Origin of the sequence: Clostridium sp. B9, from assembly GCF_050509515.1 — a bacterium.
In the GTDB taxonomy this organism is placed as follows: domain Bacteria; phylum Bacillota; class Clostridia; order Clostridiales; family Clostridiaceae; genus Sarcina.
In genome coordinates this window covers 3,111,585-3,138,079 of the sequence record NZ_JBNWKA010000003.1, presented here as the reverse complement: position 1 = coordinate 3,138,079, position 26,495 = coordinate 3,111,585, and the positions used below count along the sequence as shown (strand labels likewise).

The following is a 26,495-nucleotide window of genomic DNA, read 5'->3' as shown; positions in this document are numbered from 1 at the left end:
TAGATAGCTTTATAAGCTACTTAGTGACCTTTTTCTTTTTATATTTAAGCATCTATAAAGAATAAAAAAATATAAAATTTCATAGATTAGTATGAAAATATTTTGTGGAGGTATAGATGTGGGAGATAAATTGAGACAGGTAACTAATAAAATTGCAGAAGAATTAGATTTGCCAAAGGAAATAATAAATGGTGAACCTAAAATTGTAGTTTATGGAAAAAATGAAATTGTTATAGAAAATCATAAAGGTATAGAGTCTTTTCAGTCAGATGAAATAAGAATAAATAGTAATTTGGGCATTATAAAAATTAGTGGCTTAAATTTAGAAATAAGATTTATTGGTAGTGAAACAATTGCTTTAACAGGAAAACTTAATAATCTAAGTTTTGGGGAGGCTTAAAATGAATTTAGATTTTTTGAAAAAAGGACAGGTAAAGGTTGAAATAAAGGTTTTTGATACCAATAAGTTGTTGAATGTGCTTTGGAAAAATGGAATAAAAGTAGAAAATGTAAGGAAAATAGATGTAGTTACGGTAACTTTAAATGTTGATTATTCAAATTACGGAAAGCTTAAAACTTATGTTAAAAGATTAAATGGTAAAGTTAAGATTATATCAGCTAAAGGTTTTGTATTCTTTTTAGCAAGGGCAAGAAAATCAGTAAGCATATTTGTAGGAGCTTTAGTTTTTTTTATAGGTCTATATATTTATTCAGATTTTATTTGGAGGATAGATATTGAAACGAAGAAAAATATAGCTCCTTTTGAAATAAGGGAAATGCTTAGTGAATTTAATGTTAAGCCAGGGGTTAAGAAGGATACTGTAAATGTATATGGATTAGAAAGAAAGCTTGAGAATGGGCATGGAGACATAATGTGGGTAAATGCTCGCATAGAAGGCGGAACTCTAAAAATAAAAGTTGAAGAGAAGGTAAGCCCTAAAATAGCTGAAGAAAATGAGAATGAGGCATTAAATAGTATTGTTGCAAAAATGGATGGAGAGATTAAAAGAATATATACTACATCAGGTTCAGCGGCTGTTAAAGAGGGAGATGTAGTTAAGAAGGGAGATGTACTTATTATACCTCAACAAGGTATTGAGGGAGGGGAATATGAGGCTCCAGCAGATGGGGAAGTTTTAGCTAATACTTTTTATGAAAAGTCAGTTGAACTACAAATAGAAGGCAATAAAGAAGAACGAACTAAAAATGAAGATAGTGAAATTTATTTGGAAATAATGGGTAAGAAAATTTATCTTAAAAAGGCTACTAAAGAGTTTGATAAGTATGATAAAATAGAAAGTAAAGGAAAGTTTGTCAATCGAAACATATATTATGAGAAGGTTGATAAAGATATAGTAGAGGATAAGGAAACCATAATAAACAATGCTGTGGAGCTTTTAAGTAATTCAATAAACAAAGAGATAAGCAAGCAAGCGAAAATTGTTGATAAAATAATTACAACAGAGGACATAGGAAATGGAAAAGTAAAGTTGCATGTTCTTTTTGTAGTTGAACAAAATATAGCTTTAAATTATTAGACAAAATTACGACCTAATGAGGAGAAGATGAGTAGTTATGGGGAAATTAAAAGAAAAGGTTCTAGGTATGTTTAAAGATTATAAAAAAATAATCTTATATATCATAACTTTTTTTGTTCTATACTTTACTTTAATGACAGGTATAGTAACTCAAAAATATGATTTGAAAGTTGGAGATATACCTAAATCTGATATTAAGGCTCATAGAGAGATAATTGATGAATCAGCTACAGAGGCTAGGAAAAAAGAGGCTGAGGAAAAAGTTGATAAACAATACTCTTTAAGGACTGATGTCCAGAAACAGAGCGAAGAAAAGATAAGAAGTTTTTTCACTAGTGTAGAGAAGGTAATTGCAGAGGATAAGACAGAGGAAGAAAAAGCAAAACTTATACCTAGAGTACCTTTTAAAATAACTGATGGAGAGGCTGAGGTTATTGCAGGGCTAGATGATGCTGGCGTAAAGAAATTAGAGAGTATATCCATCGAAGCTTTAACAAAGGCATATGAAACGCCTATAGAAGATGGAAATGCACAAGACTTAACTGATGCTAAAAAAATATATACAGACTATATAGCATCAAGTGATTTAAATGATTCTTTAAAGGGAATAGCATTAAAATTTGTTGTTGTTATAGAACCAAACTTTTTCTATGATAAGGAAAAAACTGATGAATTAATAAAAGAGACATTAAAACAGGTTCCGCCTGTTATGATAAAGAAGAATCAAATAGTTGTAAGTGAAGGAGAACCAGTTACAGCGCATCAATTAGAACTTTTAAATACATTAGGGGTTTTAAGCGATTCAAACTCAAGTCTTTATATTTACATTGCTTTAGGATTTTTAGTTGTTATAGTAATGTATCTTCAATACGGATATATAAATAAATATTATCCTAAAATTGATGAGGATTTTTCTAAGATAGTTATGATAAGTATATTAAATGTACTTCCAGTAATACTTGCTAGATTATTTGGTATAATATCAAACTATTTAATACCTTTAGCTTGTATGCCAATGCTTTTAACATTGCTTTTAAATTACAAAATATCATTGGTTACAAGTATGCTTAACGTAATTTTAATAGCAGGTGCGGTAGGATTTAGCCCTAACATAATAGTGTTGGCTGTACTTAATGTTGTTTTAGGTGGAACATTATTAAGAAAAATGCAACAAAGAAATGATATTCTATATTCATCAATAACAGTTGCAGTGTTAAGTTCAATATTAACGTTCTGTGTGGGAACCTTAACAACGAATAACTTTATGGAGATATTAGCTGATAGTACATTTGCAGCAGCTGGAGCTGTGCTTTCAGGTATTCTTACAATAGGGGTATTACCTTTCTTTGAATCAACTTTTGATATAGTTACAAATGCAAAACTATTAGAGTTATCAAACCCTAATAGTCCATTGCTTAAAAAGTTACTTATGGAGGCTCCAGGAACATATCATCATAGTATTTTAGTTGCAAACTTAGCAGAGCTTGCGGCAGAACAAGTAGGTGGAAATCCATTATTAGCAAGAATAGGAGCTTATTATCATGATGTTGGTAAAACTAAGAGACCTTATTTCTTCAGAGAAAACCAAATAGGGAAGAAAAATCCACATGATAGAATGAAGCCAGAAATAAGTAGTAAAATAATTTTATCTCATGTAAAAGATGGGTTAGAATTAGCTAAAGAATATAATCTTCCAGAGACTATACAAGAATTTATAGCAACTCATCATGGAGAAACTTTAGTTAAGTATTTCTATTTAACAGTTAAGAATAATTCTGAAAATCCAGATGATGTTAAAGAGGATGATTTTAAATATCCAGGACCAAAGCCTATGAGCAAAGAACAGGGAATATTAATGCTTGCCGATTCAACAGAAGCAGCAGTTAGATCAATAAATGAACCAACTGAAGAGAAAATTGAAAAAATGGTCAATAATATTATTGATGATAAGTTAGCAACTGGCCAGTTAGATAATTGTGATCTTACAATTAGAGATATAAATAAGATAAAGAAATGTTTCTTAAAAGCTCTAAATGGAATACATCACGAAAGAATAGAATATCCAGATGATAACAATAAAAAGGAGAAAAAATAAATATGATATTCATAGATAACAGACAAGATAAGTTTGATGTTACAGAAGATTTAACTAATAAGCTTGAAGAAGTGATATCATTTGTCTTAAAAGAAGAAGGCGTAAAAGAACAGTGTGAAGTATCACTTGTTTTTGTAGATAATGATGAAATAAGAGAAATAAACAATGAAACTAGAGGAATTGATAAGGCTACTGATGTTTTATCATTCCCTATGATTGATTATCCAGAGGATAAGGTTTATAAAGATGTTTATTTAGAACATGACTTTGATAAGTCTTATTTTGATGGAGATGAATTAATATTAGGTGATATAGTTTTATCATTAGAGAGAACAAAAGAACAAAGTATAGAGTTTAATCACTCATTTGAAAGAGAGGCTTGTTATTTAGTAACTCACTCAGTTCTACATCTTTTAGGTTATGATCACATGGAAGATGAGGAGAAGGTTAGAATGAGAGGAAGAGAAGAGGAATTACTAGGTAAATTAAATATAACAAGAGAGAGCTAAGGTATGATGATATTGGGTTAGGAGAATAATATGAAGGTAAGAAAACTTATAGATAGCTTTAATTATGCAATAGATGGTATAATACATTCTTTAAGAACTCAAAGAAACATGAGAATACATTTTATAGTAGCTTTGATTATATTATCAGCCTGTTTTGTTTATGATATAAGTAAAATAGAGTTTATAATATTAGCTATAACAATTACTATGGTAATATCAGCTGAACTTGTTAATACTGCCATAGAAAGTGCTATAGATTTAAGCACAAACTACTATCATCCTTTAGCGAAGATAGCTAAGAATACTGCAGCTGGTGCTGTATTAGTAACTGCTATAAATGCTGTTTTAGTAGGTTATATTATATTTTGGGATGAACTTAGCAATGTAACTTTTAGAATTATGGATAGAGTAAAGGCTACAGAGCCTTATATAATATTTATAGTTTTAGCAATTGTATGCATAGTTACAGTTGCCGCCAAAGCATATTTTGGAGAAGGAACTCCTTTAAAGGGAGGAATGCCATCAGGGCATAGTGCAATAGCTTTTTCAATAGCTACTGCAATATCATTAATAAGTAAATCGCATATTATAATTATACTTAGTTATTTAATGGCTCTAATAACGGCTCAAAGTAGGGTGGATGCAGAAGTTCACAGTATTTGGGAAGTTATAGCTGGAGCTATATTAGGAATGCTTTTAACAATTTTAATATTTAAAATATTTAGTTGATAAATTTAGTGTCTAAATTTAGAATGGAGGATGAATAAAATGGAAAAGGAACTAATAAAAAAAGCTTTAGAGGCAAGAGAACTAGCATATTGTCCATATTCAAACTTTAAGGTGGGTGCCGCTGTATTATTTGAGGATGGAAATATATACACAGGATGTAATATTGAAAATGCATCATTTGGAGCTACTAACTGTGCAGAAAGAACTGCTATATTCAAAGGAGTTTCAGAAGGAGCTAAAGTTATAAAAGCATTAGCTGTTGTAGGAGACTTAAATTCATACACATACCCATGTGGTATTTGTAGACAGGTAATTGTTGAGTTTGCAGAGAATAAAGATATAAAGATATTCATAATAAAAAGTGAAGATGATTATATAGTAAAAACACTAGATGAAATTTTACCTGGATCTTTTACTAAAGAAGATTTAGAGAAATAGGAGGAAGAATGTTTAAATCAGGATTTATAACAATAGTTGGGAGACCTAATGTAGGTAAATCAACATTAACAAACTTAATAATGGGAGAAAAACTTTCAATAGTTTCTAATAAACCACAGACAACAAGAAATAATATACAAACAATATTAACTGGAGAGGATTATCAAATGATATTCGTTGATACTCCAGGCATACATAAGCCTAAGCATAAATTAGGTGAATATATGGTTAATAGTGCTACAGATTCAATAAAAGATGTAGATTTAGTATTATTTTTAAGTAATCCATGTGATGAAGTTGGAAGAGGAGATAAGTTCATAATAGAACAGCTTAAAAAGCAAAAAGCTCCTGTAATATTTGTTTTAAATAAAGTTGATGAAAGTACTCCAGAGAAAGTTGCTAAGACTTTAGAGCTATTCTCAAAAGAGTATGATTTTGCAGAAATGATACCAGTATCAGCTATGAAGGCAAAAAATACTGATAAGCTTTTAGAGCTTATGATTAAATATTTACCAGAGGGACCAAAGTACTATCCAGAGGATATGATAACTGATGTTCAAGAGAGATTCGTAGTAGCTGAAATAGTTAGAGAAAAAGCTCTTAAGAACTTAAGTCAAGAGGTTCCACATGGTATAGCAGTTGATGTTTTACAGATGAAGCAAGAACCAAGTGGAAAGTACAATATAGAGGTTGATTTAATATGTGAAAAAGCTTCACATAAAGGAATCATCATTGGAAAGAATGGTCAAACACTTAAGAAGATAGGTTCAACAGCTAGATTTGAATTAGAAAGATTCTTAAGAGAAAAAGTAAACATAAAAATTTGGGTAAAAGTTAGAAAAGAGTGGAGAGATAATAACGCTCTGCTAAGAGAATTAGGATATAAAAAGCTTAAGTAGGAGGGATAGCTTCTGGCACTTATAGAGAGTGGTGGAGTTATCATTAAGGCTCAAGATTATAAAGAGAATGATAAATTGCTTTGGATTTTTACCGAGAAAATGGGTAAGGTAACAGCTATAGCTAAGGGTGCTAAAAAGAGTAAAAGTAGACTTTTTTCATTGACGCACCCTTTATGCTATGGCGATTATTTATTATTCAAGGGAAAAGGTTTGTATAGGTTGTCTGAAGGGAAAATAAGAAATTCCTTTCAGACATCTTTGACTGACCTAGAAAAGCTTACTTATACCTCTTATTTATGTGAGCTTATTGATATATCACTACAGGACGAGGAAGAAAATTTTAATTTGTATAGAGAGTTTATAACTTGTTTGTATCTTTTAAATACAGATGCCATAAATTATGAACTTTTAATAAGAGCTTTTGAAATGAAGTTATTAAAGTACACAGGATATGAATTAAGATTTGATAATTGTGTATTTTGCAAAAGTAGATTAAATGCATCCAATTATATCAGTTTAAGATATTTTGGAGGAGTTTGTGATAAATGTCCAAAGGAACATGGGCTTTATATAAACAAAGCAACATATAATGCTCTTAGGTTCTTAAATAATACTTCTTTGGATAAAGTATATAGATTAACATTATCAGATGATATAAAGGCTGAACTTTTTAAGGTTACTAGCTTTATAATATCTTCTGTATATTCAAGAAAACCAAAAAGTTTAGAGATGTTAAAGTTTATAAAGGAGTGATTTAAATGAGTGAAATAACTTTAGAAAAAGTGGATCAGGTTATAGAAAGAACTTATGCCACTTACGCAGAGGCAAAAGAGGCTTTAGAGGCTTGTGATGGCGATGTTGTAAATGCTTTAATATATATTGAAAAGAAAAGAGAAGAAGAGAGTAAAGTTCAAGAAGAGAAAATAGAAGACGAAAAAGCAGAAAGCTTTGAGGATATTAAGAGATTCCTTAAGGATTTAATAGATAAAGGGAATGTAGCTAGAGTGAGAATTCTTAAGGATGATAAGGTTCTAACTGATATTCCTGTAAATGCTGGTATAGCTGCAGGGGCAATGGCATTAATATTCCCAAGCTTTTTAGCTATAGGTGTAGTTGCAGCCATAGCTACTAAGATAACTATAGAAATAACTAAGACAGATGGAAGTGTTGAAGTTGTTAATAAAATAGTTAAGAGTGCAGCTAGTGATTTAAAAGGAAAAGCTTTTGAACTAAAGGACAAAGCTTTTAGTTCAGTAAATGAAATGAAAGAAAAAAGAGAAAATGGAAAAATAAATGAGAGTAAAATAAACAAATTCCATAAGCATAATAAGGTAGAAAACGAAACAAATTTCACTTATACAGTAAATTTTGATGAAGTTGACTAGTAAAAATATGTAAATTAAAGGAAAATGGAATAAAAAGGAAAAAACCGAAGGTATACAAGTGATAATTATCAGATTTGAGTGATTTTTCAGAAAATTTGATATACTAAAAAGATTTATGTTGTGTTACAATTAATATGTAAAAAGAATTTAATTAAAGCAATAAATTCCTTTTTGTTCCTAGTTTATTTAAGGAAGGAGCATTCAAAGTGAAATTAACACCTAGACAGGAAGAAATAGTTAGACTTGTAAAAGAGGGTCAACCTATAACTTCTGAAGCATTAGCTGGAAAGTTAGGGGTTACGAGAGCAGCGTTAAGACCAGATCTTGCAATACTTACAATGATTGGAGTATTAGATGCAAGACCAAAGGTTGGATATGTTTACTCAGATAAACCTTCAAACAGCTTTATTTATGAGAAAATAAAAAATATTAAGGTAAAAGACATTATGTCTAAACCGGTTACAGTTTATGAGGAAACAATGGTTCATGATGCTATTGTTCATCTGTTTTTAAATGACGTAGGAACTATGTTTGTAGAAAATGGAGGGATTTTAACAGGTGCCGTTTCCAGAAAAGACTTTTTAAAAGTAGCTATAGGGGGAACAGATATATACAAAGTTCCTGTTGGTGTTATCATGACAAGAATGCCTAATATAGTATGTGCTGTAGAAGAAGATTGTGCTTTTGACGTAGCAAAAAAAATAATAGAACATGAAATTGACTCCGTACCAGTTGTAAAGAGAATTGAAGAAAATGAGGGAAAAGAGAGATTAGAGATCATAGGAAAAGTGTCTAAGACTAACATAACTAAATTGTTTGTTAAGCTTGGTGAGAATTAAATTATGGTTAAAAAGAAATTTTAAATGGGTAACTATTAGAAAGGAAACTTTCTTTTAGATATAAAAATTCAACTATAGTATTGAACGGAGGAGTATTGAGATGGAGAAAAAGCAGTATGTTTACCTTTTTAGAGAGGGAAACGCAAGTATGAAAAATTTATTAGGTGGAAAAGGTGCTAACTTATCCGAGATGACTATTTTAGGAATACCAGTTCCACAAGGATTCACAGTAACAACTGAAGCATGTAATAAGTATTATGATGATGGCAAAAAAATATCTCAAGAAATAATTGAGGAAATTGAAAATAAAATGGCTGAACTAGAAGAGATAACTGGTAAAAAATTTGGTTCTTTAGAGAAACCATTACTAGTATCAGTAAGATCTGGAGCTAGAGCGTCAATGCCAGGTATGATGGATACAATTCTAAACCTTGGATTAAATGATGAAGCAGTAGAAGCTATGGCTAAGTTAACAAATAATCCAAGATTTGCTTATGATTCATATAGAAGATTTATTCAAATGTTTGCAGATGTTGTAATGGGAGTTGAAAAAAGACTTTTTGAAGATTTATTAGATGAAATGAAAGAAGCAAAAGGTTATAAATTTGATACTGATTTAACAGCAGATGACTTAAAAGAATTAGTAGGCCAATTCAAAGTGCTTTATAAAAAGGAAAAAGGAGAAGAGTTCCCAAGTGAGCCAAGAGAGCAACTTATAGAAGCTATTACAGCTGTATTTAGATCATGGAACAATCCTAGAGCTATCGTTTATAGAAGATTAAATGATATTCCAGGTGAATGGGGTACAGCAGTTAACGTTCAAGAGATGGTATTTGGTAACAAGGGAGAAACTTCAGGAACTGGAGTTGCGTTCTCAAGAAATCCAGCAAATGGAGATAATGAATTATATGGTGAGTATTTAATGAATGCTCAAGGTGAGGATGTTGTTGCAGGAATAAGAACACCTCAACCAATAAGTCATTTAGAAGAGCAAAATGCTGAGATATATAAACAATTTACAGATATAGTTAATACATTAGAGAATCATTATAGAGACATGCAAGACATGGAATTTACAATAGAGGATGGAAAGTTATACTTCCTTCAAACTAGAAATGGTAAGAGAACTGCTCAAGCAGCATTGAAAATAGCTGTTGATCTAGTTGAAGAAGGAATGATAACTAAGGAAGAGGCAATGCTAAAAGTTGAGCCTAAACAATTAGATACATTACTTCACCCAGCTTTCGCTTCAGATGGCTTAAAAGAGGCTACAGTGGTTGCTAAAGGTTTACCAGCATCTCCAGGAGCTGCATGTGGTAAAATAGCATTTACAGCAGAAGAAGCTAAAGAAAGAAAAGCTAATGGTGAAAAGGTTGTATTAGTAAGATTAGAAACTTCACCAGAAGATATAGAAGGTATGATAGCTGCAGAAGGTATATTAACTGTAAGAGGAGGAATGACTTCTCACGCAGCAGTTGTTGCTAGAGGAATGGGTACTTGTTGTGTAGCTGGATGTGGTGAGTTAAAAGTAAATGAAGATGCTAAAACTTTAGAAGTAGATGGTAAGGTTTTAACTTCAGAAGATTACATTTCAATAGATGGTTCAACAGGACATATCTATGCAGAGCAAGTTAAGACAGTTTCACCAGAGATTACTGGACACTTTGCTACTTTCATGGGATGGGCTGATGAAATAAGAAAATTAAAAGTTAGAACTAACGCTGATACACCAAGAGATACTAAGCAAGCAGTTGAGTTTGGTGCTGAAGGTATAGGTTTATGTAGAACAGAGCACATGTTCTTTGCTGAAGACAGAATATTAGCTGTTAGAGAAATGATCTTAGCTAAGACTGAAGAGGCTAGAAGAGTGGCTCTTGATAAACTTCTTCCAATGCAAAGAGAAGACTTCATAGGAATGTATGAGGCACTAGAAGAAAGACCAGCTACTATAAGATTCTTAGATCCACCACTACATGAATTCTTACCAAGTGAGGAAGCTGATATAGATGCATTAGCTAAAGAAATAGGAGTAAGCTCAGATGAAATCAAAGCTGTTGTAGCTGAATTACATGAGTTTAACCCAATGATGGGTCATAGAGGATGCCGTTTAGCAGTATCTTACCCAGAAATAGCTGAAATGCAAACAAGAGCCGTTATAGAGGCTGCTATAGAGGTTAAACAAAATAAAGGATACAATATAGTTCCAGAAATTATGATACCTCTAATAGGTGATATAAAGGAATTAAAGTATGTTAAAAATGTAGTTGTTGAAACTGCTAAGACTGTAATGGATGAAAAAGGTGTTCAATTAGACTATAAAGTTGGTACAATGATTGAAATACCAAGAGCTGCTTTAACTGCTGACAAGATAGCAGAAGAGGCTGAGTTCTTCTCATTTGGTACAAATGACTTAACTCAAATGACATTTGGATTCTCAAGAGATGACGCAGCTAAGTTCTTAAAAGATTACTATGAAAAAGGAATCTATGAGCAAGATCCATTTGCTAAGTTAGACCAAACTGGTGTAGGTGAGCTTATGAAGATTGCTTGTGAAAAGGGTAAAGCAACTAGACCAGATATTAAATTAGGTATATGTGGAGAGCATGGTGGAGATCCTTCATCAGTTGAATTCTGCCACAACTTAGGATTAAATTATGTAAGTTGTTCACCATACAGAGTTCCATTAGCAAGACTTGCAGCTGCACAAGCACAAGTTAAAAATAAAAGATAATAATTAAATTAAAATAAGAAAAGAGTATTCGAATTTCGAATACTCTTTTTGTTTATATATAAACATCATAATCAGTTTTAAGTAAAGCTCTAAGTTCTTCAACAAACTTAACCTGAGCATGAGTATAGTTTGCAACATCTTTTAATGAGTCTATAAACATTGATTTACTACATTTTTTTATATTATTATAATAGTCCTTAGATAATCTCCAATATTTTTGTGGGAATGCTAAATAAGAGAATACATATTTTAAGTCATCCTCTGTGAAGGGAGAAATTTTGTTATATTCTTTAAGTATATTTTTAGTTAAGTTTATATCCCAGTTAGTTGAACTTCTTTTTAAGAGCCGCCTCATAAAATAGCATAAATCATACATAGAGTAGTTTAGTGATGATTTATCAAAGTCAATAACCCAAACATCAGAGTTATCAATTATAATGTTTTTATTTACATAATCACCGTGGCAAAGTGATCTGCTGAGGTTCTTATCATTTATTAATCCAGAAACGAATAAGGCTTCTTCAGCTAAATATAAGTTTTCATCAAATATATTTAGGAATATAGATGAGAATTTATCTTTAGTACGTATTTTGGTTGCAATATTAAATGATGCCAATATTTTATTAAAGTGTTTTAAGGTGGATATGTATATGCTATCAAATCCAGTTTTTATTAAACTACCTTCAATGGCTTTGAAGTTTCTTGAACATGAATGCATTTCAGCTAAGTTTTTAACAGATAGTATGATATGTTCTAAATTATCAAAGTCACATTTCTCTCCTTCAACCCATGGAGATAACATAAAAAGCATACCATCAGCTTTAACGAACCTACCATTGTCCTTTGAAGGAAGCATTTTGGGAAGTTTAACTTCATTTCTAGCAAACCATTCCATAACAGAATATATGAAGAATAGTGGTCCTTCATCATAGTAAACCTTTTTTAAGCAAAACTTAGAATTTCCTTTGCTAATTTTATAAACGGCTCTATTTTTTTCTGTCTTTTTAAATTTTATATTTTCTACAGAGTAGTCTTCTAAATTATACATAGGCAAAACTATATTTTTAACAGTTTTTAAAACTTCATCTGCTTCGTTAAAGTTGTTAGAATGCTTTCCCATGATTGACCTCCTAATAAATTTCCTTAATATAAGCATATTATTTAAAACTTTAGATTATACTTTAAAATATGAAATAGTTTAGCTTATGAGAATAAAGCTTTGAAAAAATAATAATATTTTAGATTATTAGTAAAAATTTATTTTACAAGTTAAATAAAAGATTAATATTATGAAAGGAATTTAAACAGGTACATAGAATATATATAATAGGTGATGCTATGAAAATAAGAGAAAATATTGAAGTCTTTGAAAGAATAAAGTTAAATAAAGTCGCAAAATTTGCTACGGATTCACTTGGAAGAGAAAGATATGAGGAACAAGATGATATAAGGACTTGTTTTATGGTTGACCGAGATAGGATAATCCATAGTAAATCATTTAGAAGATTAAAAAGAAAAACTCAGGTTTTTATAAGAACTTATGGAGATCACTATAGAACTAGACTTATGCATACATTAGAGGTTTCACAGGTTGCAAGGACTATTGGAGTAGCACTTTCATTAAATGAATATTTAATTGAAGCTGTAGCATTAGGTCATGACTTAGGGCATGCAGCATTTGCTCATATTGGAGAGGATGTTTTAAATGATTTTTTACCAGATGGATTTAAACATAATGAGCAGAGTGTGAGAGTTGCTAAGAAAATAGAGAGGGATGGCAGAGGATTAAATTTAACTAGAGAAGTTTTAGACGGAATACTAAATCATAGTGGGTTTTCAAATGTTTCATCAAGTGCGGGAACATTTGAAGGACAAGTTGTTAGGTTTGCTGATAAAATAGCTTATGTAAATCATGATATAGATGATTCTATAAGAGCAGGTATTTTAAAAGAAGAGGATTTACCTAAGGAATTTGTTGATAAATTAGGTCATAGCGGAAGTGCAAGAATAGAAACATTGGTTAAAGATTGTGTTTTTACTACAATGAATAATATGGAGTCAGGAATAATGAAAGTGTCTTTAAGTGAAGAAATAGGAGATGCTTTTGTTCAGCTTAGAAAATTTTTGTTTAAAAATATTTATTTAGGAAAATTATTAGAAGATGAAAGAAAAAAAGCTGAATTTGTTTTAAATAAAGTTATTGATTATTATTATAAGAATTGGAGTGAAATGCCAGAGTTATATAGAAGCATTTGTGAAGATGAGGGAATAGAGCGTGGTGTAGCAGATTATGTAGCTGGTATGACTGATGATTATTGTATAAATGAGTTTAATAAAATTTATATTCCAAAGATTGTGATTTATTAAGTATTTTTGGAATAATTAAAGCTAAATATTGCTAAAATATAATTGTTATAGATTTAGACTTGAAAAATAATAAAAAAAAAGTTATATTTAAAATTTGAGAAGGAATTTATCAATTAGTGTCGAATAATAATTAATTGTCAAAAAATATTAAGAAGGTGAGTATGTTTCTTGCGAATTTCAGAAGAAATCATAGAAAAAGTTAAAGAACAGAATGATATTGTTGATGTTGTTTCTGATGTTGTAAGACTAAAAAGAGCAGGAAGAAACTTTTCTGGCTTATGTCCATTTCATCATGAGAAAAGCCCATCTTTTAGTGTTTCTCCAGATAAACAAATATTTAAATGCTTTGGTTGTGGAGAGGCTGGAAATGTAATAAGCTTTGTTATGAAAACTAAAAACTTAAACTTTGTTGACGCAGTAAAAGAACTAGCGGATAGAGCTAACATAATAATTCAAACAGAGGACGGAAAACAAAGTGAGGCTCAAAAAAAGAAGCAAGTTTTATATAACATAAATAAACAGGCTGCTAGATATTACTTTTCTAACCTACAAAATAACAAGGAAGCCAAAGAATATTTCGTAAGAAGAGGAATAAAAGAAAATATATTAAAAAGCTTTGGTCTTGGATACGCTAAGGAAGGGTGGCAAAATACCATAAACTATCTTAGAAGTCAAGGTTTTAGTAATGCAGCTATTGAGGCTGCTGGATTAGGAATAAAAAGTGAGAAAGGGACTTTTTATGACAGATTTAGAAACAGAGTTATTTTCCCTGTTTTTGACTATAAGGGAGCTGTTATAGGTTTTGGAGGAAGAGTTTTAGATGATTCTAAACCTAAATACTTAAACTCTCCAGAAACAATAGTCTTTCATAAAGGAACTAATCTTTATGCCTTAAATTTTGCTATAAAGCATGGGTTAAAAGAGAGAACATTAATAATAGTTGAAGGATATATGGATTGTATATCACTTCATCAATATGGAATTACTAATGTAGTTGCTTCTTTAGGAACTGCATTAACTGATAATCAAGCTAGATTATTAAAAAGATATGTAGACAGAGTAATAATATCCTATGACGCAGATATTGCTGGGCAAATGGCAACTATACGTGGACTTGAGATATTGCAAAATGCTGGATTAGATGTTAGAGTACTAACAGTGCCAAAAGGCAAAGATCCAGATGAATTTATTAGAGCTAATGGAAAAGAAGCCTTCATAAAATTAATACAGTCTGCAAAAAAACTTATAGATTATAAACTTGGAAGGGCTAGAATAGGCATTGATTTTTCTGATAATAATGGATTGATAAAGTATGCTGAAAGAGTAGTAGAAATTCTGTCAGACTTAAATCCAATAGAGAAAGATGTCTATATAAAGAGAATTTCTGAGGAAACATCTATAAAAGAACAAGCTTTTTATGACTTATTAAATAAAAAGTTAACAAATAACAATAAAAACTATGAAAATGTGAATAATAAGGAAGATTATGGAACAAAATTATATGTAGAGCCTCCTTATGTAAAGTGTGAGCGAAGTGTACTTAGACTTCTTAGTATGAAAGAAAGTCATGACTTAGTTCAAAAGCATTTAGAGGACGATTTAATAACAGAAAATATTAAATCTTTAGCAGATATAATAAATAATTCTATTGAAGAAAATGGATTTGATGGATTAGAAAATCACATAGAAGCTAAATGCGAAGATCCAAAAGTTTTAAAGGAATGGTTAGAAGTAAAGGAGTTACTTATTCTAGATCATTCTTCTAATATAGAAGTTCTTGTTAAGGATTATATAAGCCTTATAAGAAAATATAAACTAGAGCAGGAACAGACTACTGTACTTAAAGAATTAAAAAGATGCGAACAAAACAATATGTTCAAGGAATCACTTGAATTAGTAAAAAGAGCTAAGGAAATAAGTGATAAACTAAAAGAACTAGAAAGGAGTAAGTAGTTTTAATGGCGGAAGGAGGTAATAAAATGAAAGCTAAAACAACAAAAGCGAAGAAAAATGAAGGTAAAGAAGTAAAAGATAAAACAGATAGAATGGTCTTAGTAAAAAGGCTTATAGATAAAGGTAAAAAGAGCGGTTCATTAACTTACAAGGAGATTATGGATGAGCTTGATGAAATAGAATTAACTCCAGACCAAATAGAGAAAATCTACGAGGTGCTTGAGTCAATGGGTATAGAGGTTATAAGTGAAATAGAGCAAGAAGAGGAAGAGGAAGAAGAATTAGATCTTTCAGTTCCAGAAGGAATTGCTATAGATGACCCTGTAAGAATGTATTTAAAAGAAATAGGTAAGGTTCCACTATTATCATCAGAAGATGAAATAGAACTTGCTAAGAAAATAGAAGAAGGAAGCAACTATGCTAAGAAAAAATTAGCAGAAGCTAACTTAAGACTTGTTGTAAGTATAGCTAAGAGATATGTAGGTAGAGGAATGTTATTCCTAGACCTTATACAAGAAGGTAACTTAGGTCTTATAAAGGCAGTTGAAAAATTCGACTATAGAAAAGGATATAAATTCTCAACATATGCTACTTGGTGGATAAGACAGGCGATAACTAGAGCTATTGCTGACCAAGCAAGAACTATAAGAATACCAGTTCACATGGTTGAAACTATAAACAAACTTATAAGAATACAAAGACAATTAGTTCAAGAGTTAGGAAGAGATCCATTACCAGAGGAATTATCTAAGCAAATGGATATGCCTGTTGATAAGGTAAGAGAAATCTTAAAAATAGCTCAAGAGCCAGTTTCATTAGAAACTCCAATAGGTGAAGAGGAAGATTCACACTTAGGTGATTTCATACCTGATGATGATGCGCCAGCTCCAGCAGAAGCTGCTGCTTTCACAATGTTAAAAGAGCAGTTAATCAATGTTTTAGATACTTTAACTCCTAGAGAAGAAAAGGTATTAAGATTAAGATTTGGTTTAGATGATGGAAGAGCTAGAACTCTTGAGGAAGTTGGTAAAGAATTCAACGTAACTAGAGAGAGAATTAGACAGATTGAAGCTAAAGCTCTTAGAAAACTAAGACATCCAAGCAGAAGTAAGAAATTAAAAGATTACTTAGATTAATATATAAATTGAGGTTAGTGTATTATAATGCACTAACCTTTAATTTTTATTTAAATTTATATAGAATACTTTATGTATATAAGTGTAGTGGATTTAAGTTGGAAAACTATCACTGAATATTATTTAGCTTTTGTGTTATAATTATTCTGAGGTGAAGTGGTAAATGACAAAATTTAGGGCTAGAAGAGGTCATGGCGTTTTTGAAGTTATGGCGTATTTCATTGTAGGAAATCTACTATTAGCAATTCTAAATGACATAATGAATGGTTATTTGGAAAGGAATTTAGTAGTATTAGCAGGCATAATCTACAGTACTATATGCATTTATTATATTCTACTTGATTTATCCTTAGTTTATGAAGTTAATGATGATTATTTAGAAATAAACTGTTTTAATGGATTAAAAAAGCTTAGGATAGATTTTAAGGATGTAAATGGATTTTTAGAACAGGATAAATTTATAAATGGATTTAAATTATCCGGTTTTGGGAAGCATAAATATTGTTTTGGTAGATGTGTAGTTCATAATGTAGGGCTTGCACGTATGTTTGTAACTTGTGGGAAGAAAGTTATATATATACACACAGAAGAAATAAGTTATGGCTTATCTCCAGAGGAATTTGAAAAATTCAAAGAGTTAATAATTTCAAAAGGAATAAAAGAAGAAAGCTTTGATGTTAAAGTTAATAATGTTAGAGAAATAATAAAAGAAAAAGGCTTTTATGTTCCTTTTATAATAACAGCAATAATAATATTAGCAATTATTTTAATACCAGTAATACTATATTTAACTGGATATATGCCAGATAATATGCCATTAGACTTTGATTCTCATTTTATTCCTTGTACTTTTGGAAGTGCAAAGGATTTTGTGGGAAGACAGATTGTTTATGGTATTATGAACATGATTTTATTAGTATGTATGTATTATGCAGGACATTTTTGTGCTAAATATGATAAAAAATTAGCTAAGAGATATATTTATATTTCCTTGGCAATAGCACTAGTTTTCTTAGGTTCTCAAATACAAACCTTAATAAACTATTTTTAGAAAGTGGGATAGCATGGAACTAAGTAAAAGATTAAAAAGAATAGCAGAACATGTTGATAAGTGTGAAAGTGTAGCTGATATAGGTACAGATCATGGATATATACCTATATATTTAGTTAAAGAAGGAATTTGTGAGAAGGCGATAGCTTCAGATATAAATAAAGGACCAATAGAAAAAGCTAAAGTTAATGTAGCTTTTGAAGGAGTTTCTGAAAAGGTTAAATGTCTTTTAGGTCCAGGACTTGCTCCACTAAAAGAAGGAGAAGTTAATGGTGTTATATTAGCAGGTATGGGTGGAAACTTAACAAGAGATATACTTTTAGCTGATATGCCTAAAGTAAGAAAATATGATTTCTTAATATTACAACCAGCTCAGAATCCTGAGATTTTAAGAGAGTTTTTATATAAGGGAAACTATGAAATAATAGATGAAGACTTAATAATGGATGAAGGCAGATTTTATGAGTTATTTAAGGTGAAATATAACAAGGATTCAGAAAAATTAATTTTTGAAGATGAATTAGATTATGAAATCAGTCCTATGTTAAGAAAGAAAAAGCATCCTTTATTAAAAGATTACATAGAAGAAAAAATTAATAAATGCGAAACTATATTAAACTTTATAAAAGATGATACAGAAGCAGCTAAAAAGAGAAAAGTTGATTTAGCAGATAAGATAACTAAGCTTAAGGGGATGTTATAATGAAATTAAATGACATTATAAATATAATTGAGAATATTGCCCCAGTTAATTTAAAAGAAGGCTTTGACAATGTAGGTCTTATGGTTGGGGACAGAGAAAAAAATATAACTAAGATTTTATTAGCTTTAGATTGTACTAATGAGGTTATTGAAGAGGCTAAAGAAGTTGGAGCAGAGCTTATATTAACTCATCATCCACTTTTGTTTAGAAAGCCTAGTACAATAACTACAGATACTTTACTTGGTAAAAAAATTATAGAGCTTATAAAAAATGATATAAATCTTTATTCAGCTCACACTAACTGGGATTCTGTTAAAGGTGGGTTAAATGATACTTTGGTTAAAATATTAGGTTTTAATGAAGGAATTATAATGGATAAAAACCAAGTGGATCAAGAAGCTGGAATAGGCAGAGTTGTAGAGTTAAATAAAGAAATGACAGTTCTTGAAGTTATAGATCTTATAAAGGCTTCCTTAGGAGTTAAAAACTTAAGATACTCAGGTGATTTAGATAATACTGTTAAGAGAATTGCCATTGTAAATGGTAGCGGACAAGATTTCTTTGGTGATGCAAAGAAGTTTGGTGCAGATTTAATAATAACAGGAGATACAACATACCATTTTGTTTCAGACTATAATGAAATGGGGTTAAACATTTTAGATATAGGACATTTTAATTCAGAATGGCCTGTACTAATAAGTGTTAGTGAAAAAGTAAAAGAAAAATTAGATTCAGATGTTGAGTTCTTTATATCAAAAGCTTCAAAAGATCCATTTGAATTTGTATAATTATAGTATATAATAGGTATGGTGTAATAAACACCATACCTAAAATTTTATAATGAAAAATCCAATGGTTAAGTTGGTAGAGGTTCGGAACCATCCCTCTATAAAAAACTAGGGACTGTAACTGTATTATAGGATAGTTATACTCTTTAGTATGCCTGTAGTATAGTTTTTTATTATTTTCAAGGAATTTTACAAGGGATAGGAATGTTTTTGGGAGTAATAGCAGTACCTTTTGGTTAAGTTAAATCAAAGGGAGGAATTTAAAATGGATAAGAGAAAGGTGATTATTGATTGTGATCCAGGAATTGATGATGCATTAGCACTAATTCTTGCGCTAAAATCAGAAGATATTGAAGTTGTTGGGATAACAACTGTATCAGGAAATGTAGAAAGTATGCAAGGAGCTAAAAATGCCCTTAAGGTTCTTAAACTTTTAGATAGGTTAGATATACCTGTATATGTGGGAGAAAGTGTTCCTATAAAGAGAGAGCTTGTAACTGCTCAAGATACTCATGGTGATGATGGGCTTGGAGAAACATTTTTACCAGATGTTGATGAAAGTTATATAAGAGAAGGTGCCATAGATTTCATTCTTGATACATTAAAAAAAGATGAGGTTAGTATAATGGCATTAGGGCCTTTGACTAATCTTTGTAAGGCAATAAAAAAGAATTCAGAAGCTTTTCATAAAGTGAAGGAAATAATTTCAATGGGGGGAGCTTATAAGAGTCATGGTAATTGTTCACCAGTTGCAGAGTTTAATTATTGGGTAGACCCACATGGAGCTAAAGAATTTCTTGAAAATTTCCATGGTAAATTTACTATGGTTGGCTTAGATGTTACAAGAGAAATTGTTTTAACACCAAATTTAAGAGAAATGATACATCAATTTAATGATGAAATTGGTGATTTTATATATGATATTACAAGATTTTATGTTGATTTTCATTGGATGCAGGAAAGAACACTTGGTTGTGTTATAAATGATCCATTGGTTATAGAATATTTTATAAACAGAAATCTTTGTGAAGGCTTTGAGGCTTATGTAGATATAGCTTGTGAAGATATATCTATGGGACAAAGTGTTGTAGATGTAGCAAATTTTTATAACAAAAGAAAAAATGTTTTTGTACTTGAAAAAGTTAATAGTAAAGAGTTTATGCTGAGTTTCTTAACTAAGATATTCCCATCTCATAAAAATGATATTGAACTTGTTTTAAATAATGAGAAATATGGAATTATGTAGGGGGTATTAAGATGAGAAGTTCAAAAAGTTTAAAAATATCAATAGTTGGAATAGGAATAGCATTAAATATAATTGGAGCTTTCATAGCTTTAAATTTAAGATTACCTATATATTTAGATTCATTAGGTACAATAATGGCTGGGTTTGTATTAGGGCCTGTTTATGGAGTGATAACTGGAGTTTTAGGAAGTTTAACAAGTGGAATAACATTTGATATATATTCTTTATATTTTGCACCAGTTCAAATCTTTACAGGATTCTTTGCTGGATATTTCTTTAAAAAAGGACTTATGAACGGCAAAAAAATATTTTTAAGTGTACTTATAATGACTCTATTTGTTAGCTTTACTGGTGCAGTAATAACTGCTTATCTTTTTGGAGGAGTAACTTCATCAGGTTCAAGTTATATTATAGTTATATTAAATAATCTAGGGGTTAATCCAGTGGTAAGTGCTTTCATAACTCAGTTTTTAACAGACTATGCGGATAAATTAATAGCTTGTTTAATAATGGTTCAAGTGGTTAGAAGATTACCGAAGAATATTTTATTAAGAACACAAAATAAATAATTGGAGATGAAATGTTTGGATAGATATAATATTATAGATAATAAAAATAATAGAGAAATAGTACTTCTAAAATCTTTTCCTTGTGTATGGGGAAAATGTGCTTTCTGTGACTACATAGAAGATAACTCAAATAACACAGAAGAAATTATTAAGTTAAACAAAGAAGTACTTAGTAATGTAAAAGGAACTTATGGTGTTTTAGAAGTTATAAATTCAGGAAGTGTATTTGAAATTCCAAAAGAGACTTTAGAGGATATAAAGAGAATTGTTAAAGATAAGAATATAAAGAAACTTTTCTTTGAAGCTCATTGGTGTTATAGAAATAGATTGAAGGAAATAGAGGAGTATTTTGAAGTTCCTATAATATTTAAAACTGGAATAGAAACTTTTGATGATGAGTTCAGAAATGAAGTTTTAAATAAGAATGCTAGATTCAAAGATGTAGAGGATATAAAAAAATATTTCAAATCAATATGCTTAATGGTTGGAATAAAGGGACAAACAAAAGAAATGATAAAGAGAGATATGGAAACTCTTTTAAATAACTTTGAATATGGAACAGTAAACATATGGACAGAAAATACAACTAAGTTTAAGAGAGATGAAGAACTTATAAAATGGTTTGAAGAGGAATACTCTTTCTTAAAGAAAAATGACAACAATATAGAAGTATTATTTGAAAATACTGATTTTGGTGTTGGAGATTAATATTCAAAAAAAGCGCTTGTTTTATGAAAAAAAACAGGTGCTTTTTCATATAATAATATATAAACAATACTTAGGGTAGAGATTATGGGATCAAATCATAGAAAAAATTTTAATGATGATTGCTTTAGAGACTTAAAAAATGATTTTAATAGATTGATTCGGAATTTTAAGAGGAATTGTTGCAAAGGTAGAAGAGTTCCAAGAAAAAGATGTCCTAATGACAACATAAAATGGTTTGTTGTTGGAGGAATATTGTCATTATTAGTTATAAGTCAGATAGGTATACCTATAGCATTTTTTGCTGTTGTAATAATACTAATTGCAATGCTTTGGAACAGATGGTAAAAATTTTATTTGAAAAAATAAGTTTAATGTGTTAATATTAATCTTGCGAGTAAGCCAGACAATTGCTGCTAGTCTTTGAACTAGGAGAGGAAAGTCCGAGCTCCATAGGGCAGGATGCTGGATAACGTCCAGTGGAGGTGACTCTAAGGATAGTGCAACAGAAATAAACCGCCTAGCTTGTCTAGGTAAGGGTGGAAAGGTGAGGTAAGAGCTTACCAGGGTATAGGTGACTATACTGCTATGTAAACCCCATTCGGAGCAAGACCAAATAGGAGGACATATAGGGGCTGCCCGTCCCGTCCTCGGGTGTGTCGCTTGAGCCTATCGGCAACGGTAGGCCTAGATAGATGATTGTCAAATACAGAACTCGGCTTATAGACTTATCTCGTTTTTAAAAACACTAGGTTATTTACCTAAGTGTTTTTTTATTTGCAAAAAAGTGTAATTTAAAATGAATGAGATTAGTTTAAAACAGAACTTTAATTTAAAAAATCTTAAAAGTAACATATAGAAAGCAAGAATATACTAGTATTATATTTCCTAAATGACTTTTAACTTACAGTATTAATTTATTCTAATTGGATATATCTAATAAAGGAGATTACAAATTTGAAAGGAATTCGTAATCTAGAAAAATATGAAGATATATCAAAGAGAGATATACTTAATTTTGTAAGATATTAAAAGGAGATGTAAACTAATGAAGAAATTATTTGAGGTTATACAGGTTATATTTTATGTTTTATTTTTAGGATATGATGAAAGAAAATTTAATTTATAAAGATTTATATAAAGTGAATATTTAAAAGCTTATGATGGGATTTCATAAGCTTTTTTCTTGAATTTTGCATAAATAGTATAGATAAATTTCATAAAATTAAGAGATTGTAATTTTATTGTATAAAAAATAATGTATAATAGATAAAGTAATGTTAAAAAAGAGAAAATAAAAGGTTAAGAAAAAAGTGTTTTAGTCATAAATGTAAAATAGATGATTTTTATTAAGGAGGAACAATGGGGAAAGAGAGTAGAACTAAGAGGAGAAGTAAGAGAAAGTGGAAGACGCTAGCAGCTTTTCTAGCTTTTGAGGTAGTATTTACTGCAGTAACAGCACCCTTCGTACTTTTATATGGACCTTTTGAAAATGCTAAAAGAACTTATGTAGGAGCAGCTATGACTAGTTTAAGTCATCAATGGATGGCAACTACATTCTTATCAGAGAAAAAAATAAATGAGATATTAAATTCTAATATAGATGATGGAACAAGTGGGCGTAAAGTAGCTAATGCTAATGTAAACTTACCTACAAAACATGACAAGAGTATAGAACTATATTCTTTTGAAAACTTCAAATATAGTGGGTATTACATAGTTGTAAAAGATCCAACTAGAGTTAAGATTGGCGTATCTAAATACCTAGGAGAAGAGGGACAAACTACTTCTGAGATAGCTAAGGAGTATAATGCAGCTGCAGCTATCAATGGGGGTGCATTTACTGATAAATCAAGTACAGCTAAGTGGACTGGTAATGGAGGAACTCCTGCTGGTATTATTATGTCAGAAGGAAAAGTTATATTCCAAGATGTACCGAATGACAAAAAGGTAGAGTTAGTTGGAATAACTAAGCGTGGAGAAATGATAGCTGGTATGTATTCTGTAGATGAGCTTAAGGCATTAGATGTTCAGGAAGCAGTAAGTTTTGGTCCAGTTTTAGTTAAAGATGGACAACCTACACCTATGAAAGGTGATGGTGGTTGGGGTATAGCTCCAAGAACTGCAATTGGTCAAAGAGCTGATGGATCTATAGTTATGCTAGTTATAGATGGTAGAAGCTTAACAAGTGGGGGAGCAACTTTAAAAGAGTTACAAGAAGTATTAATAAATACTTGTGATGTAGTAACAGCTATAAACCTTGATGGAGGAAAATCTACTACAATGTATTTAAATGGAGAAGTTATAAATAATCCAGCTTCTAATGTAGGTGAGAGATCAATTCCTTCTGCCGTGATAGTAAAGTAAACAAAAGGAGAGTTTTATGAATAAATTAAAATTGTTTTTAAAATGGGCAGCTTTATCTTTAATTCTTCAATGTGCGGTTTTGTTTTTCTTTGATAGATTTTACTTTAGGTTAAATTCTAATGTTAACGTAAAGGCTATAGATATTGCTAGCCAATACACAAAAGAGAACAAAGATGTTAGATTGCCAAGTGATATGACAAATAGTAAGGTATCTTATGATGGTGAATATATAGCATATTTAGATAGTAATGAAGAATTAAAAGTTTATAATACAATGAAAGAATCACATGTAAGAATTAACTTAGACGGAGAAAATGTTGGATACTATCATTGGCTTAAAGATAGAAATAGATTATTATTAACAACATCAACTAGATATAATAATAGTAAAAATACAATTAATTTATATTCAGTAGACGTTGATAGTGATAGAACTAAAAAGGTAGATATAGGCAATATAAGTTCATCTTATGAAGTAACACAAATAACAGCTTCAACGAAAACAGGTGTTATTTATATAATGTTTACTGATAAGGACACTGAAACTTCTTTTGTTAAGAGAATAGATAACAATGATGAGATAACAGATGTTAATTTAGTAACAGAAAAACCAGATAAAATAGAAATAATGCCAAGAGCTGATAGATTAGTATATGATAGCAAAAAAGGTTCTGGAATTTATCTTACTCAGCCATATAAAAAATTAGGTATAAGTGATAGATTTAATGTAAGACTTTTAGGCGTTGATGAAGTTGGTAATATCTATTTTGGAGAAATAGAAGATGGAAAAGTATTTAAAATAGTTTATGGTGATGTTGAAAAACCAATAGATAGTTGGAACAAGATACCTTTAAGTACTCATTTAGATTTAAAAAATATATTCATTGGAGAAGATGGGGAAATATATGTTGTAGATGAGTCACAAAATTTAGTTAAAGATATTAAGAATGCAAAAGAGTACAAGTATGAAGGTCAGTTTATGCAAATGTACTCAAATGGATTCGCAACTATAATCAATGGGGATAAACTTCACAGAACATACTTCAAAGATGTAGAGCAAAAGTAAGCTTAGTTAAAAGATAATTAAGAATAAAAAATAAAAGGCAAAGAAAAGTTAGGTAAATAAACTTTTCTTTGCCTTTTTATTAGTTGTTAGCTCTGTTTTAAGTGAGTGTTGATTTTAAACAAAGCCAAACATTAAAATGCCCAGTTACCATCTACGAATACAGGAACTTCTACATTATCATGAGTTAATCCTGTTATTTTTAGATCTTTAGTTCCTATCATAAAGTCTACATGAGTTAATGAATCATTTGCTCCAGCTTTTTCTAACTCTTCATTAGTCATATTTTCTCCATTTTTCATACATAATGAATATGCTTTACCAAATGCTAAGTGACATGATGCATTTTCATCATATAGAGTATTGAAGAATATTATTCCTGAGTTTGATATTGGTGAGTCATAAGGAACAAGGGCAACTTCGCCTAGGTGTTTAGCACCTTCATCAGTATCTAAAAGATGTTTTAAAGTGTCATATCCTTTTTCAGCAGTGAAGTCTACAACTTTACCATCTTTGAATGTAACTGAGAAGTTATCTACTAGGTTTCCACCGTAGTTTAATGGCTTTGAGCTATAAACTATACCGTTAACTCCATTTTTATGTGGCATTGAGAAAACTTCTTCTGTAGGCATATTAGCTATGAATTCAACTCCATCTTGAGTGTATTCAGCTCCACCAGCCCATAAATGATTTTCTGGTAATTCTATTGTTAAATCAGTTCCAAGTGAATTTTCAAAATGTAATGATTTTAAGTTTTTATCATTTAAGTAATCCATATGAGCCTTTAATGTTTCTTTATGTTTATTCCAAGCTTCTACTGGATCATCAGCATCAACTCTAACTATTTTAAATATTTCATTCCATAATTTATTTACGGCCTCTTCTTCTGATAATTCAGAGAATATTTTTTTAGCCCAAGCTTTTGTTGGGATAGAAACGATTGACCAAGAGTTCTTGTTGCTCATTAAACGTTCGCTAAATTCTCTTAAAGCTGTGCTTGAAGATTTTCTAAATGCAGCTATTTTAGCAGGGTCTATATTTTTTAAAAGTTCTGGGTCAGATGCTGAGATGCTTAGGAAACAAGCTCCTTCTTTAGCGTAGCTTACTCTTGACTCTTTCATCCATTCTGGGAAGTTTTCAAAAACTTCTAATGGTGAGTATTCATATTTTAATTTACTACTTATTTCATCGCTCCATTGAACAACTACATCTTTAGCTCCTTTTTCGTAAGCTGATTTAACAAGCATTCTTGTAAATTCAGCACATTCTACAGGTGAAGATATAACAAGAGTTTGACCTTCTTGAACATTTACTCCTATATGAGTAGCAAGTTTTGCATAATTTTCTAACATGCTTTCAAATTTATTCATAATATCAGACCTTT

General features: G+C 30.4%; 25 protein-coding genes, 1 other RNA gene and 1 riboswitch. Of the genes, 24 read left to right on the top strand and 2 right to left on the bottom strand.

Annotated elements, in window-relative coordinates; all coding sequences use genetic code 11:
• The first annotated feature begins 118 nt into the window (after nt 1–118).
• The 11 genes from yqfC to ppdK all read left to right on the top strand — a co-directional run bounded on the left by yqfC (nt 119) and on the right by ppdK (nt 11,163).
• Complete coding sequence (gene yqfC / locus ACQZHJ_RS13905) at nt 119–400, top strand: sporulation protein YqfC (protein WP_430486150.1); 282 nt, start codon at nt 119–121, stop codon at nt 398–400.
• A 1-nt stretch (nt 401) separates the two neighbouring features.
• A complete protein-coding gene (yqfD, locus tag ACQZHJ_RS13900) occupies nt 402–1,538 on the top strand; it encodes a sporulation protein YqfD (protein WP_430486149.1) in 1,137 nt (378 codons plus the stop codon).
• Between the two features lie 37 nt (nt 1,539–1,575).
• The gene (locus tag ACQZHJ_RS13895; RefSeq protein WP_430486148.1) at nt 1,576–3,633 is read left to right on the top strand and encodes an HD family phosphohydrolase; all 2,058 of its coding nucleotides are present in this window, start codon (nt 1,576–1,578) and stop codon (nt 3,631–3,633) included.
• Between the two features lie 2 nt (nt 3,634–3,635).
• Nucleotides 3,636–4,142, top strand: coding sequence for an rRNA maturation RNase YbeY (ybeY, locus tag ACQZHJ_RS13890; RefSeq protein ID WP_430486147.1), 507 nt, complete (start codon nt 3,636–3,638; stop codon nt 4,140–4,142).
• 30 nt (nt 4,143–4,172) lie between these two features.
• Nucleotides 4,173–4,871, top strand: coding sequence for a diacylglycerol kinase (locus ACQZHJ_RS13885; protein WP_430486146.1), 699 nt, complete (start codon nt 4,173–4,175; stop codon nt 4,869–4,871).
• A 39-nt stretch (nt 4,872–4,910) separates the two neighbouring features.
• A complete protein-coding gene (locus ACQZHJ_RS13880; RefSeq protein ID WP_430486145.1) occupies nt 4,911–5,309 on the top strand; it encodes a cytidine deaminase in 399 nt (132 codons plus the stop codon).
• A gap of 8 nt (nt 5,310–5,317) precedes the next feature.
• On the top strand, nt 5,318–6,208 hold the full coding sequence (gene era / locus ACQZHJ_RS13875) for a GTPase Era (RefSeq protein WP_430486144.1): 891 nt from the start codon (nt 5,318–5,320) through the stop codon (nt 6,206–6,208).
• A 21-nt stretch (nt 6,209–6,229) separates the two neighbouring features.
• Nucleotides 6,230–6,961: a DNA repair protein RecO gene (gene recO / locus ACQZHJ_RS13870; RefSeq protein ID WP_430486902.1), complete on the top strand. Its 732-nt coding sequence runs from the start codon at nt 6,230–6,232 to the stop codon at nt 6,959–6,961.
• A 5-nt stretch (nt 6,962–6,966) separates the two neighbouring features.
• On the top strand, nt 6,967–7,593 hold the full coding sequence (locus ACQZHJ_RS13865; protein ID WP_430486143.1) for a DUF4342 domain-containing protein: 627 nt from the start codon (nt 6,967–6,969) through the stop codon (nt 7,591–7,593).
• 206 nt (nt 7,594–7,799) lie between these two features.
• Nucleotides 7,800–8,432 (top strand): helix-turn-helix transcriptional regulator, encoded by a 633-nt coding sequence (locus tag ACQZHJ_RS13860; protein WP_430486142.1) that lies wholly within the window; start codon nt 7,800–7,802, stop codon nt 8,430–8,432.
• A 100-nt stretch (nt 8,433–8,532) separates the two neighbouring features.
• Nucleotides 8,533–11,163, top strand: coding sequence for a pyruvate, phosphate dikinase (ppdK, locus tag ACQZHJ_RS13855; protein ID WP_430486141.1), 2,631 nt, complete (start codon nt 8,533–8,535; stop codon nt 11,161–11,163).
• A gap of 52 nt (nt 11,164–11,215) precedes the next feature.
• Here the strand turns inward: ppdK and ACQZHJ_RS13850 are convergent, their stop codons facing one another.
• Nucleotides 11,216–12,283 (bottom strand): CotS family spore coat protein, encoded by a 1,068-nt coding sequence (locus tag ACQZHJ_RS13850; protein ID WP_430486140.1) that lies wholly within the window; start codon nt 12,281–12,283, stop codon nt 11,216–11,218.
• Nucleotides 12,284–12,501: 218 nt separating this feature from the next.
• Here ACQZHJ_RS13850 and ACQZHJ_RS13845 point away from each other — a divergent pair, with 218 nt between their 5' ends.
• The 13 genes from ACQZHJ_RS13845 to ACQZHJ_RS13785 all read left to right on the top strand — a co-directional run bounded on the left by ACQZHJ_RS13845 (nt 12,502) and on the right by ACQZHJ_RS13785 (nt 25,114).
• Nucleotides 12,502–13,530, top strand: coding sequence for a deoxyguanosinetriphosphate triphosphohydrolase (locus tag ACQZHJ_RS13845; protein WP_430486139.1), 1,029 nt, complete (start codon nt 12,502–12,504; stop codon nt 13,528–13,530).
• A 168-nt stretch (nt 13,531–13,698) separates the two neighbouring features.
• Complete coding sequence (gene dnaG / locus ACQZHJ_RS13840) at nt 13,699–15,483, top strand: DNA primase (RefSeq protein WP_430486138.1); 1,785 nt, start codon at nt 13,699–13,701, stop codon at nt 15,481–15,483.
• 26 nt (nt 15,484–15,509) lie between these two features.
• A complete protein-coding gene (rpoD, locus tag ACQZHJ_RS13835) occupies nt 15,510–16,619 on the top strand; it encodes an RNA polymerase sigma factor RpoD (RefSeq protein ID WP_430486137.1) in 1,110 nt (369 codons plus the stop codon).
• 163 nt (nt 16,620–16,782) lie between these two features.
• A complete protein-coding gene (locus ACQZHJ_RS13830; RefSeq protein WP_430486136.1) occupies nt 16,783–17,670 on the top strand; it encodes a PH domain-containing protein in 888 nt (295 codons plus the stop codon).
• Between the two features lie 13 nt (nt 17,671–17,683).
• A complete protein-coding gene (locus tag ACQZHJ_RS13825; RefSeq protein ID WP_430486135.1) occupies nt 17,684–18,373 on the top strand; it encodes a tRNA (adenine(22)-N(1))-methyltransferase in 690 nt (229 codons plus the stop codon).
• Entirely contained in the window at nt 18,373–19,161 is a 789-nt protein-coding gene (locus tag ACQZHJ_RS13820) for a Nif3-like dinuclear metal center hexameric protein (RefSeq protein WP_430486134.1), read from the top strand. The genes ACQZHJ_RS13825 and ACQZHJ_RS13820 overlap by 1 nt, the downstream gene beginning before the upstream one ends.
• 73 nt (nt 19,162–19,234) lie before the next feature.
• A riboswitch (PreQ1 riboswitch) is annotated at nt 19,235–19,279 on the top strand.
• A 147-nt stretch (nt 19,280–19,426) separates the two neighbouring features.
• Entirely contained in the window at nt 19,427–20,407 is a 981-nt protein-coding gene (locus tag ACQZHJ_RS13815) for a nucleoside hydrolase (protein ID WP_430486133.1), read from the top strand.
• Nucleotides 20,408–20,418: 11 nt separating this feature from the next.
• The gene (locus ACQZHJ_RS13810) at nt 20,419–20,976 is read left to right on the top strand and encodes an ECF transporter S component (RefSeq protein WP_430486132.1); all 558 of its coding nucleotides are present in this window, start codon (nt 20,419–20,421) and stop codon (nt 20,974–20,976) included.
• 15 nt (nt 20,977–20,991) lie between these two features.
• On the top strand, nt 20,992–21,684 hold the full coding sequence (locus ACQZHJ_RS13805) for a radical SAM protein (RefSeq protein ID WP_430486131.1): 693 nt from the start codon (nt 20,992–20,994) through the stop codon (nt 21,682–21,684).
• 84 nt (nt 21,685–21,768) lie between these two features.
• Nucleotides 21,769–22,029: a hypothetical protein gene (locus ACQZHJ_RS13800; RefSeq protein WP_430486130.1), complete on the top strand. Its 261-nt coding sequence runs from the start codon at nt 21,769–21,771 to the stop codon at nt 22,027–22,029.
• Between the two features lie 46 nt (nt 22,030–22,075).
• Nucleotides 22,076–22,421: RNase P RNA component class A (gene rnpB / locus ACQZHJ_RS13795), an RNA gene on the top strand.
• A gap of 622 nt (nt 22,422–23,043) precedes the next feature.
• Complete coding sequence (locus ACQZHJ_RS13790; protein ID WP_430486129.1) at nt 23,044–24,048, top strand: phosphodiester glycosidase family protein; 1,005 nt, start codon at nt 23,044–23,046, stop codon at nt 24,046–24,048.
• Nucleotides 24,049–24,064: 16 nt separating this feature from the next.
• Entirely contained in the window at nt 24,065–25,114 is a 1,050-nt protein-coding gene (locus ACQZHJ_RS13785) for a hypothetical protein (protein ID WP_430486128.1), read from the top strand.
• Between the two features lie 131 nt (nt 25,115–25,245).
• On the opposite strand, the gene ACQZHJ_RS13780 is transcribed toward ACQZHJ_RS13785, so the two are convergent.
• Nucleotides 25,246–26,481, bottom strand: coding sequence for an aminopeptidase (locus tag ACQZHJ_RS13780; protein ID WP_430486127.1), 1,236 nt, complete (start codon nt 26,479–26,481; stop codon nt 25,246–25,248).
• Nucleotides 26,482–26,495 lie beyond the last annotated feature (14 nt).

What these genes read in the sequence shown, in the direction of transcription:
- ACQZHJ_RS13845 (WP_430486139.1), top strand. Translation starts at nt 12,502, where the DNA reads ATGAAAATAAGAGAAAATATTGAAGTCTTTGAAAGAATAAAGTTAAAT.
- ACQZHJ_RS13785 (WP_430486128.1), top strand. Translation starts at nt 24,065, where the DNA reads ATGAATAAATTAAAATTGTTTTTAAAATGGGCAGCTTTATCTTTAATT.
- ACQZHJ_RS13780 (WP_430486127.1), bottom strand. Translation starts at nt 26,481, where the DNA reads ATGAATAAATTTGAAAGCATGTTAGAAAATTATGCAAAACTTGCTACT.
- ACQZHJ_RS13790 (WP_430486129.1), top strand. Translation starts at nt 23,044, where the DNA reads ATGGGGAAAGAGAGTAGAACTAAGAGGAGAAGTAAGAGAAAGTGGAAG.
- ACQZHJ_RS13850 (WP_430486140.1), bottom strand. Translation starts at nt 12,283, where the DNA reads ATGGGAAAGCATTCTAACAACTTTAACGAAGCAGATGAAGTTTTAAAA.
- ACQZHJ_RS13810 (WP_430486132.1), top strand. Translation starts at nt 20,419, where the DNA reads ATGAGAAGTTCAAAAAGTTTAAAAATATCAATAGTTGGAATAGGAATA.
- ACQZHJ_RS13830 (WP_430486136.1), top strand. Translation starts at nt 16,783, where the DNA reads ATGACAAAATTTAGGGCTAGAAGAGGTCATGGCGTTTTTGAAGTTATG.
- ACQZHJ_RS13865 (WP_430486143.1), top strand. Translation starts at nt 6,967, where the DNA reads ATGAGTGAAATAACTTTAGAAAAAGTGGATCAGGTTATAGAAAGAACT.
- rpoD (WP_430486137.1), top strand. Translation starts at nt 15,510, where the DNA reads ATGAAAGCTAAAACAACAAAAGCGAAGAAAAATGAAGGTAAAGAAGTA.
- yqfD (WP_430486149.1), top strand. Translation starts at nt 402, where the DNA reads ATGAATTTAGATTTTTTGAAAAAAGGACAGGTAAAGGTTGAAATAAAG.
- ACQZHJ_RS13885 (WP_430486146.1), top strand. Translation starts at nt 4,173, where the DNA reads ATGAAGGTAAGAAAACTTATAGATAGCTTTAATTATGCAATAGATGGT.
- ACQZHJ_RS13800 (WP_430486130.1), top strand. Translation starts at nt 21,769, where the DNA reads ATGGGATCAAATCATAGAAAAAATTTTAATGATGATTGCTTTAGAGAC.
- ACQZHJ_RS13825 (WP_430486135.1), top strand. Translation starts at nt 17,684, where the DNA reads ATGGAACTAAGTAAAAGATTAAAAAGAATAGCAGAACATGTTGATAAG.
- ACQZHJ_RS13895 (WP_430486148.1), top strand. Translation starts at nt 1,576, where the DNA reads ATGGGGAAATTAAAAGAAAAGGTTCTAGGTATGTTTAAAGATTATAAA.
- ACQZHJ_RS13815 (WP_430486133.1), top strand. Translation starts at nt 19,427, where the DNA reads ATGGATAAGAGAAAGGTGATTATTGATTGTGATCCAGGAATTGATGAT.
- ACQZHJ_RS13820 (WP_430486134.1), top strand. Translation starts at nt 18,373, where the DNA reads ATGAAATTAAATGACATTATAAATATAATTGAGAATATTGCCCCAGTT.
- ACQZHJ_RS13880 (WP_430486145.1), top strand. Translation starts at nt 4,911, where the DNA reads ATGGAAAAGGAACTAATAAAAAAAGCTTTAGAGGCAAGAGAACTAGCA.
- ybeY (WP_430486147.1), top strand. Translation starts at nt 3,636, where the DNA reads ATGATATTCATAGATAACAGACAAGATAAGTTTGATGTTACAGAAGAT.
- ppdK (WP_430486141.1), top strand. Translation starts at nt 8,533, where the DNA reads ATGGAGAAAAAGCAGTATGTTTACCTTTTTAGAGAGGGAAACGCAAGT.
- era (WP_430486144.1), top strand. Translation starts at nt 5,318, where the DNA reads ATGTTTAAATCAGGATTTATAACAATAGTTGGGAGACCTAATGTAGGT.